The sequence below is a fragment of the Hoeflea sp. YIM 152468 genome (assembly GCF_029210485.1).
Lineage (GTDB): Bacteria > Pseudomonadota > Alphaproteobacteria > Rhizobiales > Rhizobiaceae > Hoeflea.
Genome location: NZ_JARGET010000038.1, coordinates 359,318 through 372,299, shown reverse-complemented (window position 1 = coordinate 372,299; position 12,982 = coordinate 359,318). Strand labels below are relative to the sequence as shown.

12 protein-coding genes are annotated in these 12,982 nt (G+C 61.7%); 11 read left to right on the top strand and 1 reads right to left on the bottom strand.

The window, feature by feature from the left end; translation table 11 throughout:
- Positions 1-76: 76 nt before the first annotated feature.
- Both PZ897_RS19755 and PZ897_RS19750 read left to right on the top strand, forming a co-directional pair.
- A complete protein-coding gene (locus PZ897_RS19755; RefSeq protein WP_275754468.1) occupies positions 77-1,057 on the top strand; it encodes a complex I NDUFA9 subunit family protein in 981 nt (326 codons plus the stop codon).
- 17 nt (positions 1,058-1,074) lie between these two features.
- The gene (locus PZ897_RS19750; RefSeq protein ID WP_275754467.1) at positions 1,075-1,842 is read left to right on the top strand and encodes a sulfite exporter TauE/SafE family protein; all 768 of its coding nucleotides are present in this window, start codon (positions 1,075-1,077) and stop codon (positions 1,840-1,842) included.
- 441 nt (positions 1,843-2,283) lie between these two features.
- Here PZ897_RS19750 and PZ897_RS19745 read toward each other — a convergent pair whose 3' ends face one another.
- Complete coding sequence (locus PZ897_RS19745) at positions 2,284-3,087, bottom strand: undecaprenyl-diphosphate phosphatase (protein WP_275754466.1); 804 nt, start codon at positions 3,085-3,087, stop codon at positions 2,284-2,286.
- A 211-nt stretch (positions 3,088-3,298) separates the two neighbouring features.
- On the opposite strand from PZ897_RS19745, the gene PZ897_RS19740 reads away from it, so the two are divergent.
- The 9 genes from PZ897_RS19740 to PZ897_RS19700 all read left to right on the top strand — a co-directional run bounded on the left by PZ897_RS19740 (position 3,299) and on the right by PZ897_RS19700 (position 12,965).
- Positions 3,299-3,991, top strand: a complete 693-nt coding sequence (locus PZ897_RS19740; RefSeq protein WP_275754465.1) for a glutathione S-transferase family protein — start codon at positions 3,299-3,301, stop codon at positions 3,989-3,991.
- Between the two features lie 4 nt (positions 3,992-3,995).
- Positions 3,996-5,183 carry a tRNA epoxyqueuosine(34) reductase QueG gene (queG, locus tag PZ897_RS19735; RefSeq protein WP_275754464.1) on the top strand — a complete coding sequence of 396 codons (1,188 nt, stop codon included), beginning with the start codon at positions 3,996-3,998 and terminating at the stop codon, positions 5,181-5,183.
- A 33-nt stretch (positions 5,184-5,216) separates the two neighbouring features.
- Positions 5,217-6,089 (top strand): SDR family oxidoreductase, encoded by an 873-nt coding sequence (locus PZ897_RS19730; RefSeq protein WP_275754463.1) that lies wholly within the window; start codon positions 5,217-5,219, stop codon positions 6,087-6,089.
- 158 nt (positions 6,090-6,247) lie between these two features.
- Positions 6,248-6,577, top strand: coding sequence for a septal ring lytic transglycosylase RlpA family protein (locus tag PZ897_RS19725; RefSeq protein WP_275754592.1), 330 nt, complete (start codon positions 6,248-6,250; stop codon positions 6,575-6,577).
- Positions 6,578-6,642: 65 nt separating this feature from the next.
- On the top strand, positions 6,643-7,950 hold the full coding sequence (locus tag PZ897_RS19720) for an acetylornithine deacetylase/succinyl-diaminopimelate desuccinylase family protein (RefSeq protein WP_275754462.1): 1,308 nt from the start codon (positions 6,643-6,645) through the stop codon (positions 7,948-7,950).
- Positions 7,951-7,986: 36 nt separating this feature from the next.
- Complete coding sequence (locus PZ897_RS19715; RefSeq protein ID WP_275754461.1) at positions 7,987-9,477, top strand: ABC transporter substrate-binding protein; 1,491 nt, start codon at positions 7,987-7,989, stop codon at positions 9,475-9,477.
- Positions 9,478-9,547: 70 nt separating this feature from the next.
- A complete protein-coding gene (locus PZ897_RS19710) occupies positions 9,548-10,498 on the top strand; it encodes an ABC transporter permease (RefSeq protein ID WP_275754460.1) in 951 nt (316 codons plus the stop codon).
- The gene (locus PZ897_RS19705) at positions 10,495-11,358 is read left to right on the top strand and encodes an ABC transporter permease (RefSeq protein ID WP_275754459.1); all 864 of its coding nucleotides are present in this window, start codon (positions 10,495-10,497) and stop codon (positions 11,356-11,358) included. The genes PZ897_RS19710 and PZ897_RS19705 overlap by 4 nt, the downstream gene beginning before the upstream one ends.
- Positions 11,355-12,965 carry a dipeptide ABC transporter ATP-binding protein gene (locus PZ897_RS19700; protein ID WP_275754458.1) on the top strand — a complete coding sequence of 537 codons (1,611 nt, stop codon included), beginning with the start codon at positions 11,355-11,357 and terminating at the stop codon, positions 12,963-12,965. Before PZ897_RS19705 ends, PZ897_RS19700 begins: the two co-directional genes overlap by 4 nt.
- Positions 12,966-12,982 lie beyond the last annotated feature (17 nt).

The following is a 12,982-nucleotide window of genomic DNA, read 5'->3' as shown; positions in this document are numbered from 1 at the left end:
TAGACTGTGCGTCGGGTGGCCGCGTGGCGCTGTGTCAAATCAACCGGCCAGAATGATCCTGCCAGGGAGTGCATAGATGACATCGCTCAATCAACCCAAGCTCGTCACGGTGTTTGGCGGCTCCGGCTTCGTTGGCCGCCATGTGATTCGCGCGCTTGCGCGGCGCGGTTACCGCATCCGTGTTGCCGTCCGCCGGCCCGACCTTGCCGGTCATTTGCAGCCGTTGGGGGGCGTCGGCCAGATTGCCGCCGTTCAGGCCAATCTGCGAAATCGTGAGTCGGTCGACCGTGCAGTCAGGGGATCGGACCACGTCGTCAATTGTGTCGGCATTCTTTTCGAATCCGGACGCAACACCTTTGCGTCGGTCCAGGATTTTGGTGCCCGCGCGGTGGCGGAGGCTGCCCGTGCGGCGGGCGTTGGCCTGACCCACATTTCGGCCATTGGCGCAGACAGTGAGTCGGAATCGGTCTATGCCAGCTCCAAGGGCCGCGCTGATCAGGCCATCCTCAAGGTTCTGCCTGACGCGGTGATCCTGCGGCCTTCGATTGTTTTTGGGCCCGGTGATGATTTTTTCAACAAATTTGCCGAAATGGCGCGCTTTGCGCCGGCGCTTCCGCTGATTGGCGGAGGACAAACCAGGTTCCAGCCGGTGTATGTCGGCGATGTCGCCGAAGCGGTTGCCCGCAGCGTCGACGGAACCTTGGCCGGCGGTACGATTTACGAACTGGGCGGCCCCCGGGTGATGAGCTTCAAGGAAGTCCTCGAAGAGGTTCTGGCTATCACCCACCGCAAGCGTGCATTGGTTTCATTGCCGTGGCGCGTGGCATCGTTGATCGGCAAGGTCGCCACGTTCATTCCGTTTGTTGACCCGCCCCTGACCGCTGATCAGGTGGTTCTGCTCAAGAGCGATAATGTGGTCTCGCCCGAAGCTGTCGTCGAGAATCGCACTCTGGCCGGCATCGGGATTCCGCAGACATCGGTTGAGGCGATCCTGCCGAGCTATCTCACCCGGTTCCGGCCCTATGGCCAGTATAGCGGTACGGGAAGCGAAGCCTGAGCGACCTGTTCACGTCCTTGCTCTCATCAGTCCTGGCGCCGCCGGGGCTCGACATATGGGCCGCATCAGTTCTGATCGGCGCAAGTTTTTTCGCCTCCGCCCTGACGGTGTCCATCGGTGTGGGCGGCGGTATCGCCATGCTGGCACTGATGGGCTATCTCATCCCTGTTGCGGCCATCATTCCGCTGCACGGCGTGGTGCAGCTGGGCTCCAATGTTGGCCGAGCAGCAATCCTGCGCAAGGAGGTCGCCTGGACCTGTCTCGCTGCTTTTCTGGTTGGCGCCATCCCCGGCGCGTGGGCCGGCAGCGCGGCGGTCGGCGCCTTGGCCGAACCAGCGCTCAAGGCGGCCCTGGGCAGTTTTATCCTGGCGATCACCTGGATCAGGCTTCCGCGTCTCTCAGCCATAACGCTGCCGGGCTTTGCGCTGACCGGTGCTGTCACCACATCTCTGACCATGATCTTTGGTGCGACGGGGCCGCTCAACGCCGTGATTTTGTCCAAGACATTTCCGGAGCGGCTGCGCTTTCAGGCCACAACGGCGGCGCTGATGAGCCTGCAGCATCTGGTCAAGACCATTGCCTTCGCCCTGGCAGGCTTTGTCTTTGGCCCCTGGCTCGGATTGGTCGCGGCGATGATTTTGACCGGACTGGCGGGAACCTGGGTGGGAAGCCATATCCTGCGCAGGACGCCCGAAAACCGCTTTCAGCTGATTTTCAGGGTTTGCCTGACCGTTCTGGCGCTGGACCTGGTGCGCCGTGGTGTTGCCGAAATGGCGCATGGTTAGCAATGATTTAACAATCCACGGTCTTAATGCCTATCCTGCATGCCGGAGACTTGAACCTCGCCTCGGAGCCCCGTACATCGCCCCTGCCTCTTGCGAAGTCGGCAGATGCCGAGCCCCAGATCGCTTCACCAGCCCCGCTCACGGGGCAGTTAATGTCTTTTTAAGAAAATGACCGCAGCCGCGGGAACCAGTCCAAGGGTCGCAGCATTGGACTTGAAACAAATCAGGAAAGTAAAGTCATGGGCAAGACCGTCATATCCGCGTTCGCTTTCGCAATCGTGGTGATCCTCGCCGCCTCGGCTTTTGCACCGCGTAGCGTCGCTCACTCATCCAAGGGCTGTGCGCCTGCTTACGGTGTGGACCCCTGTGCCATGCAGGCAAGTGCCGAGTAGCTTATCCCGAAATCATGCGTCAGCGCCACGATAGAGCCGGCCCGGCATCTCAGCCGAGAATCCACAAGCCCAAGAGTCCGAGACTGCCCACCAGGATGCGCCACCACGCAAACAGTGCGAAGCCGTGCCGCGAGACAAAATCGAGCAGCCCGCGCACCACGATCACGCCCGCGATGAAAGCGGTGATGAAGCCGACCACGATTGTGACGATGTCGTCATACGCCAGCTTGTCGTAATTCTTGTAAAGATCGAGCGCAAAGGCGCCGACCATTGTCGGCATGGCGAGGAAGAACGAAAATTCCGCAGCCGAACGCTTGTCTGCGCCCAGCAGCAGGGCTCCGGCGATTGTCGCGCCCGAGCGTGACGTGCCCGGTATCATCGCCAGGCACTGGAACAGGCCGATCTTGAGCGCCAGCGGCAGCGGATAATCCATGACGTTGGTGTATTTCGGCGTCAGTTTCATCCGGTCGATGATCAGCAGAATGATGCCGCCGCCGATCAACACCCAGCAGATCAGCGCGGTTGATTCGAACAACACCGATTTGATGAACCCATGCGCCAGCGCACCGATCACCGCGGCGGGGAGGAAGGCCAGCAGGATGGCCCCGACAAAGCGCCGCGCCCTTGCGCTGGAGGGTAGATCCGCAGCAAGCCTCCAGAGACGGACGGAATAGACCGAAAGAATCGCCAGTATGGCGCCAAGCTGGATCAGCACCTCGAAACTGTTGCCGGGTGATTTGAAACCGAGGAAATGGCCGGCCAGCAGCAGGTGCCCGGTCGAGGAGACCGGAACGAATTCGGTAAGTCCCTCTATGAGGCCGAGCAGCGCCCCGACAATAGTCGAATCATTCATGCTGGAGCAGTCTCCATTTCGCGTTTTGCCGCCCGCGTCATGTCAAATTGCTGACCCGGGCCTCTTTCTTGCCCTTTCTTGCCGCAAGGATTCACCAATACCTGTTCAGTGATTCGCTTGTCTTGCGGTGGGCCAGTCCCTATAGCTCTATTTTCCGGAATCTGACCAGTCCCGCGCACCGGGCGCCAACGCAAACCCGTTCAGCTTCACGATGCCAATCTTATATCACCATACTACATCCACCGCGTCCCGGTTTGTCCGGGTCTGTTTCGACGAGGTCGATTTTGCCGTCGAACTGACAGAGGAATTGCCGTGGGAAAGGCGGCCGGGGTTTCTCAAGATCAATCCAGCGGGGACCCTTCCGGTCTGCGTGACGGACAACGGCCACGTATTGTGCGGTCCGCATATTATCGCCGAATGGCTCGACGAATCCTTTGGCGTGTTCAAACGCGATCGCCGGCTTTTGGCTGAAGATCCGTTCCGCCGCGCCGAAATCCGGCGTCTTATCGAATGGTTCCTGATTAAGTTCGAGCAGGATGTGGTTCGCCCGTTGGTGCGGGAGCGGGTTATCAAACTGCAAATACCCAACAGCAATGGTGGCGGAGCACCCGACCCGAAAATGCTTCGCACCGGTCGCGCAAATATACGCCAGCATATGAAATATCTCTCATGGCTGGCAGGATCACGGGCCTGGCTGGCCGGAGATCGGTTGAGCTATGCCGATCTGGCCGCCGCCGCCTCCCTGTCGTTGCTCGATTATCTCGGCGAGATCGAGTGGAACGAATACCCGACCGCCAAGGAATGGTATCAGCGCCTCAAATCCCGCCCTTCGTTCAGACCGCTTCTGGTCGACCGCATCCGAAACCTCCCGCCGGTCGCCCATTACGCCGATCTCGATTTCTAGAGCCATGCCCGGTTCTCGTCCCGATCCGTCTGTGCCCCGGGCCGATGCCAGGGCGGAGCGTCTGACCGCCTATCTTCGCAAGGAGGCCACGGCCCTCGGTTTCTGCGAACTTGCCATCACCGGAGCCGATGCCGATCCGGATGTGCGGACACGGCTTGAGCAGTTTGTTGCGCTGGAGCGGCATGGTTCGATGGACTGGCTGGCGGACACGCTGGACCGGCGGGTTGATCCGCAAACCTTGTGGCCCGATGTCCGCTCGGTGATCATGCTGGCGATGAATTACGGCCCGGACACCGACCCGTTGTCCAATCTCGATCGAAAATCCAATGCCTCCGTGTCGGTCTACGCCCGCAATCGCGACTATCATGACATCGTCAAGGGCCGGCTGAAGCAACTGGCAAGCAAACTCGTCTCCCGCGCCGGCGGCGACGTCAAGGTCTTTGTCGACACCGCACCGGTGATGGAGAAGCCGTTGGCCCAGTCAGCCGGACTCGGCTGGATCGGCAAGCACACCAATCTGGTCAGCCGCAGGCATGGCTCCTGGCTGTTTCTGGGGTCGATCTTCACGACCGTCAACCTGATCCCGGATGCCCCCGACACCGATCATTGCGGCTCCTGCCGGGCCTGCCTTGATGCCTGTCCGACCGGCGCCTTTCCAGCGCCCTATCAGATCGACGCGCGGCGGTGCATTTCCTATCTCACAATCGAGAACAAGGGCCCGGTTCCGCATCAGTTCCGCCGCGCCATGGGCAACCGGATCTATGGCTGCGATGATTGCCTTGCCGCTTGTCCGTGGAACAAATATGCGCACGCCGCCCGTGAAGCCAAGCTGGTCGCCCGCGATGACCTTGTTTCCCCACCCCTGACCGATTTCCTGGCAATGGACGATCCGGCATTCCGGGCGTTTTTCTCGGGCTCTCCGGTCAAGAGAATCGGCCGCGACCGGTTCCTGCGCAACGTGCTGGTGGCTGCGGGAAACAGCGCTGACCCGGCGCTGGTTGCTGCCTGCGAAGCCCTGATCGACGATGCCGCACCCTTGGTGCGTGGTGCAGCAGTCTGGGCCGTGTCGCAATTGACCGATGCCGCCCATATGGCTCGGTTGGCGGCACGCGCCGGAGAAGACGCGGATGCCGATGTCCGTGCCGAATGGCGGCGCGCACTCTGCGCAGACCACCAGACGGCGCAACCCTGAAACGGGGGCAGCAACAAGAGGATGGATGGCAAAATGAAACTGATGATTTTTGGTGCAGGTTTTTCCGGCCTCGCCATTGCGCGCGCGCTTGCGACGCAGAGCATGTTTGCCGGCGGCACCACCCGCAATCCGCAACGGTTCGCGGATCTGGCGCAGGCAGGCCTCACGCCGTTCCTCTATCAGGGGGCAGATTTTTCCGACAGCATCAGGGTTGCGCTGGGCGAGACCACCCATCTGGTGATGTCGATTGCGCCGGACGCTGATGGCGATCCGTTGCTGGGGCGCCTGGGCGGCGGGCTGAAACAATTCATGCCGAAGCTCGCCTGGATCGGCTATCTGTCCACGGTCGGTGTTTATGGCGATCATGGCGGCGCCTGGGTTGACGAAACCATGCCCTGCAAGCCAGTTTCCAAACGATCCGTGGCCCGGATGGGCGCCGAACAGGGATGGACCGGCATGGCAGAACACGCCGGCGTGCCGCTGGCCATCATCCGTCTGTCGGGGATTTACGGTCCCGGTCGCAACGCGCTCAAGACCATGAGCGAGGGCAAGGCGCGGCGTCTGATCAAGCCGGGTCAGGTGTTCAATCGCATCCACGTCGCCGATATCGGCGGGGCCACGGCCCTGCTGGCCCGGCAGAGCCTGGGTGGCATCTTCAATGTCACCGATGACAAGCCTGCACCGCCGCAGGATGTTGTCGCGCATGCCGCCAAATTGATGGGCGTGCCGCCTCCGCCGGAGGTCGATTTCGAGACAGCCGATCTGTCACCGATGGCGCGATCCTTCTACGGCGAGAACAAGCGCGTTTCCAATGCCCGAATAAAGGCTGCGGGCTATCAGTTCCTTCATCCGGACTACGAAGCCGGCCTTGGCGCCCTCTGGCGAGAGCAAAGCTGGGCAGGCTGACCCTGCTGCATTGCAACAAACCGCAACAACAAGTGACTTTACCGAACTTTTTTTGGCCCGGTTCGGTGTGCACCACCTCGGCTTCAGCAAAAGGGATTGAAACAGTGACGTCAACCAGCACCAATGCACGAACCGCCGCTTTGTTCCTCGCCGGCCTCATGGCCGTGACAGCCATTGTCACCATCGTCCCGCCGGCTTCGGCTGCCGGCCCCTCCTGCGGACGTGCATCCTGGTATGCGCTGACTTCGCGCACCGCCTCGGGCGAGCGCATGGATCCCTCCAAGCTGACCGCCGCCCATCCGCGGCTGCGCTTCGGCACCAAGGTCGAAGTGCACAATCCACGCAATGGCAAATCCGTCATCGTTCGCATCAACGATCGGGGTCCCTTCGTCAAAGGCCGCATTATCGATGTTTCCAAGGCCGCCGCCGGTCGCCTGGGCATGATCAATGCAGGCGTCGCAAAGGTTTGTTATAACGTGGTTTCCTGACCTGACGCGTCTTGCCAGACCGGCCTGCCTCGCTATTGTGGCGAAGCAGGCAGAGAGGCACTTGGATGGCGCAGGTCGTCGACATAACTGACAGGCAGCAGGCACTGACCCGGGAGATTGTCTCCCGGCGCGACGATCTCGTCGCGTTGACCCAGGATCTCATCCGCATCCCGACGCTCAATCCGCCCGGCGAGTTCTATCGTGACATTTGTGAACTGCTGGCCCGGCGGATGGAAAAGTCCGGCTTCCAGGTCGAGCTTCTGCGCGCCGAGGGGACGCCTGGCGACAGCGAACGCCATCCGCGCTGGAACATTGTTGCTCGCCGCGAGGGCGGTCGGTCCGGTCCGTGCGTGCATTTCAATTCCCATATCGATGTGGTTGAAACCGGCGCTGGCTGGACCTTCGATCCCTTTGCCGCAACGGTCTCGGACGGCAAGATCTATGGCCGCGGCGCCTGCGACATGAAGGGCGGGCTTGCCGCCTCGATCATTGCCGCGGAAGCCTTTGTCGCCCTGTGGCCCGACTATCCCGGTGCAATCGAGATTTCCGGCACGGCCGATGAGGAGACCGGCGGTTATGGCGGTGTCGCCTGGCTGGCCGAGCAGGGCTATTTTTCGCCCGAGCGGGTTCAGCATGTCATCATTCCCGAACCGCTCAACAAGGATCGCATCTGCCTCGGACACCGTGGCGTCATGTGGGCGCAGATCCGCACCCACGGCCGGATTGCACATGGTTCGATGCCGTTTCTCGGCGATTGTGCCGTGCGCCACATGGGCGCGGTGATATCCGAGATGGAAGCCTCGTTGTTTCCGGCTCTGGCGCGCAAGCACACGGCCATGCCGGTTGTTCCCGACGGAGCCAGGCAATCGACCATGAATATCAATTCGCTGCATGGCGGACAGGCCGAGCCCGAGCCCGGCTACACCGGCTTTCCCTCGGCCTGCGTGCCCGACGAGGCCCGCATGATCATCGACCGGCGCTATCTGATTGAGGAAAGCGCCGACGAGGTGCGCGAGGAAATCGTCGACCTGCTCGAACGGGTCAGGGCTGAACGGCCGGGATTTCGCTATGATTTTGAAGAGTTGTGGCAGGTCAGCCCGACCATGACCCCGGTCGACGCACCGGTGGTGCGCGCGGTCGAGCGCAGCATCCGTGCGGCGCTGGCTTGCGAACCGGTGCATGTGGTCTCGCCGGGCACCTACGACCAGAAACATATTGACCGGATTGGCCGGTTGAAAGACTGTATCGCCTATGGCCCCGGCATTCTCGACCTGGCGCACCAGCCGGATGAATATGTGGGCATAGATGACATGGTCGACTCGGCAAAGGTGATGGCCTTTGCCCTGGATGATCTACTGCACGGGCGCGCCTAAGACGCAAATTGTGCCAACGGGAGTGAGGAAGCTTAGATGACAAACAACCCGATTGCGGCAGTAGCCGCTTCGATTCTGGCCCTGGGATTGACGCTTGGCGTTACGCCGGCAATGGCCGCCAAAATGGATGTCACCATCGGCATGCAGCTCGAACCCCCGAATCTCGATCCGACCGGCGGCGCAGCCGCAGCGATCGACGAAGTGGTCTATGCCAATGTGTTCGAGGGTCTGACCCGCTTTGGCGCGGATGGATCCATACTTCCGGCGCTGGCACATAGCTGGGAGATTTCCGAGGACGGTCTGACCTACACGTTCAAACTTCACCAGGGCGTCAAATTTCACGACGGCTCGGATTTCGACGCCGAAGACGTCAAGTTCTCGCTCGACCGCGCGCGCGCTGACGAGTCGACCAATGCCCAGAAGGCGCTGTTTGCCGACATCGCCTCGGTCGAGGTGGTCGATCCCGCCACCGTCAAGGTGACGCTGTCCAAGCCGAACGGCTCGTTCCTGTTCAACATGGCCTGGGGCGATGCGGTGATCGTCGCGCCTGAAACCGCCGCCGACAATGCCGCCAAGCCGGTCGGCACCGGACCCTTCGTCTTCGCTGAATGGGTCAAGGGCGACCGTGTCGATCTCACCCGCAATCCCGATTACTGGGGCGACGCGGTCAAGCTCGACCATGTGACCTTCAAGTTCATTTCCGATCCGACGGCGGCTTTTGCCGCCATGATGGCCGGCGATATCGACGCCTATCCGGCTTTTCCGGCGCCGGAAAACCTGGTCCAGTTTGAGGCCGATTCACGCTTTTTGGTCATCAATGGCTCGTCCGAGGGTGAAACCATCCTCGCCATGAACAACAAGAAGCCGCCGCTCGACAACATCCTGGTGCGTCAGGCAATTGCCCATGCCATCGACCGTCAGGCCATCATCGATGGCGCCATGTTCGGTTACGGAACGCCGATCGGCACCCATTTCGCTCCGCACAACCCGGCCTATGTCGATCTGACGGCGCAATCGGCCCATGATCCCGAGCAGTCCAGGGCCTTGCTGGCTGAAGCCGGCGTCAGCGATCTGACCCTGTCCCTGAAACTGCCGCCGCCAAGCTATGCCCGCCGTGGCGGCGAGATCGTTGCCGCACAATTGCGCGAGGTCGGCATCAATGTCGACATCACCAATGTCGAATGGGCGCAGTGGCTCGAAGATGTGTTCAAGGCCAAGAATTTCGATCTGACCATCGTGTCGCACACCGAGCCGATGGATATCGGCATCTACGCCCGCGACGATTACTATTTCCAGTATGGTGACCCGGAATTCAAGGCGATCATGGCCGACCTCGACAAAGCCACCGACCCGGCAAAACGCACCGAACTGATGCAGGCAGCACAGAAGAAAATCGCGGACGACTACGTCAACGCCTATCTGTTCCAGCTTGCGCGTGCCGGCGTCATCAACGCCAAGCTCAAGGGCATCTGGCCCAACTCGCCGACCCAGGCCAACGACATGACCGGCGTGTACTGGGAAGAGTGAGACCTGATGCGGAGGCGATGGCCGGGCTCAGGTCCGGCCGTCGTGACGCCCTACCCCTGGATCAAGCCCGATGACCGCCTATCTGCTGCGGCGCCTCCTGTCCCTTTGCCTGAGCCTGATTGCCGCCAGTCTGGTCATCTTTCTGGTGATGGAAATGGTGCCCGGCGACCCGGCGTCGTTCATGATGGGTCTGAATGCCGACCCGGCTGCGGTGGCCGCCCTGCGCAGCCAGCTTGGCCTCGATGCCCCTCTGCCGCTGCGTTATCTCGGCTGGGTCGCGGGGTTGCTTCAGGGGGATTTCGGCGTCTCCTACACCTACCGGGTGCCGGTGTCCGAACTGATCGCCGAGCGCGTCGTGATCTCGCTGCCGCTGACGCTCTATGCACTGACGCTGTCGACGCTGATTGCCTTTCCGGCAGGCATCATTGCGGCCGCCCGGCGCAACAGCTTCGCCGATTTCTCCGTCATGGGCGCCACCCAGTTCGGCGTAGCCATTCCCAATTTCTGGTTTGCGATGATTCTGGTGCTGATCTTTTCCATCAATCTGCGCTGGATGTCCGCCGGTGGATTTCCCGGATGGGAAGCCGGCTTCGGATCAGCAATGAAAGCTCTGACCCTGCCTGCAATTGCGCTGGCTCTGCCGCAGGCATCGATCCTGGCGCGGGTGATGCGCTCGTCGCTGATTGACACGCTGGAGGAAGATTTCATGCGCACCGCGCGGGCCAAGGGCCTGAGCCGCAGCCAGGCCCTGTGGCGGCATGCCCTGCGCAACGCGCTGATCCCGGTCCTGACCATCATCGGGCTGCAATTCTCGTTCCTGCTGGCCGGCGGCATCATCATCGAGAATGTGTTTTATCTGCCCGGCCTTGGGCGGCTGGTATTTCAGGCGATCACCCAGCGCGATCTGATTGTCGTCCGTTCGGTGGTCATTCTTCTGGTGTTCGCCGTGATCGTCGTCACCTTTCTGGTCGATCTGGCCTATGCCGCTGTCGATCCGCGGCTGCGCAGGCACAGGCAATGACCCGGTCCTTCGCCCCCGACCGTTCCATCCTCAAGATGGCCCTGAGCCACCGCTCTCTTGTCATCGGCTTCCTGCTGACCGCATTTTTCGTCCTTCTGGCGCTCCTCTCGCTGGTATGGACCCCGTTCGATCCAACCAAACTCAGCATTGCCACCAAGCTCAAGGGCCCCTCCTTCGATCATTGGTTCGGAACAGATCATTTCGGCCGCGATATGTTCTCCATGATCATGGTGGGGGCTAGGGTCTCGATTGCCGTGGCCTTTGTCGCGGTCGGCATCGGCATCGGTCTGGGCGTCCCGCTGGGGCTGTACGCCGCTGCCCGCCGCGGTAGTCTCACCGACGAGATCATCATGCGCGGAAACGATCTGGTGTTCGCCTTTCCCGCGCTTCTGCTGGCGATCATGATAACCGCCGTGTTCGGTCCGGGTGCGATCAACGCCATCATCGCCATCGGCATCTTCAATATACCGGTGTTCGCGCGGCTGGCGCGCGGTGCCGCCTTGTCGCTGTGGACCCGGGACTTCGTTCTCGCCGCCCGGGTCTCCGGCAAGGGCAAGGCACGGATATCGATCGAGCACATTCTTCCCAACATCGCCAATTTGTTGATCGTTCAGGGCACCATCCAGTTCTCGCTGGCTATTCTGGCGGAGGCCGCGCTGGCCTATGTGGGCCTCGGGGCGCAGCCGCCTTTGCCCAGTTGGGGCCGCATGCTCGCCGATGCGCAGACATTGATTTCGCTGGCCCCGCACATGGCCTTGTTTCCCGGCTTTGCCATCATCATCACCGTGCTGGGTCTCAACCTGATGGGCGACGGCTTGCGCGATCTGTATGATCCGAAACTCAGGAGAGGGCGCGGATGACGGCGCTTTCGATCTCCAATCTCAAGGTCCAGATTCACGGCACCACTGTTCTGCACGACATCGACCTGTCGCTCGATGCGGGCCGCATTCTGGGTGTTGTCGGCGAATCCGGCTCCGGCAAATCGATGACCGCCTTGTCGGTGATGCAATTGCTGCCGCGCGGCAGCGTGTGGAGCGGCGATATACGCGTCGCCGGCAATGACCTTGACACCCTGGACGAGGCGGCCCTGTGCCAGATGCGCGGCCGCGATGTCGGCATGATCTTCCAGGAACCGATGACCGCGCTCAACCCGGTCCGCACCATCGGCGATCAGGTGGCCGAAACCGTTTGTGTCCACACCGGCGCCAGCCGCCGCGAGGCGCTTGCCATTGCACGCCGGATGCTTGACCGTGTCGGTCTGCCTGAAGACCGTTTCCCGCTCGATCGCTATCCGCATGATCTCTCCGGCGGCCAGCGCCAGCGGGTGGTGATTGCCCAGGCCATCGCGCTCAGGCCCAAGGTATTGATTGCAGACGAGCCCTCCACGGCGCTGGATGTGACCACGCAGGCCCAGATTCTCGATCTGCTCAGGCAACTGGTGCGCGAAGAGGATATGGGATTGATGCTGATCACCCACGATCTCGCCGTGGTGGCCGGACTGGCCGATTCGATTGCGATACTGAAAGAAGGCGCAGTGGTTGAGTCCGGCCCCACCCGCGAGGTCTTCCGCGCCCTGCGTCATCCCTATACGCGGGCCCTGTTTTCTGCCTCCGCCCATGTGCCCGAGCGGAGTCGCAAGCCCGCACTTGCCCGCACGCCGGTGCTCGCGGTGGAAAATGTCGTCCGCGAGTACCAGCAGCCGCGTCGCCGCCTGTTCGTCCGGCCGCCGCCGTTTCGCGCTGTCGATCAGGTCAGTTTCGAGATTCGCCATGGTGAGAATGTCGGCCTTGTCGGCGAATCCGGTTGCGGCAAGTCGACCCTGGCGCGGGCGATCCTGGCGCTGGACGGGCTTCAAGGCGGAAACATCCGGCTCAATGGTCACGTGTTCACCAGCGCCGGCGACGGCCCCAACCCCGAACTCCGTTCCCGGATGCAGGTGGTGTTTCAGGACCCCTATGGGTCATTTAACCCACGTCACCGGGTCCACCGGCTCGTTTCGGAACCGTTTCATCTTGTCGGGTCAGCCCCGCGCGGCGCCGAACTGGACCGGCGGGTGGACCGCGCCTTGACCGAGGTGGGCCTGACCTCCAGCGATGCCGGCAAGTATATTCACGAATTTTCCGGCGGTCAGCGCCAGCGCATCGCCATCGCCCGCGCATTGATTATCGAGCCGGCGCTGATTGTGCTCGATGAGGCGGTGTCGGCGCTTGATGTGTCGATTCGGGCCCAAGTGCTGGATCTGCTGGCCGGCTTGTCGGACCGGCTTGATCTGTCCTACCTGTTCATCTCGCATGATCTGTCGGTGGTCCGTGCCATCACCGACCGGGTGCTGGTGATGAAGGATGGCCAGATCGTCGAGCAGGGCGAAACCGAAAGCGTGTTTCGCAATCCGCAGCATCCCTATACACAGACGCTGGTGGCCGCGACGCCATCGCTGGAGGCTGCACTGGCGGCGCCGGCAAGCTGAAACCAGGAAAGGAACCT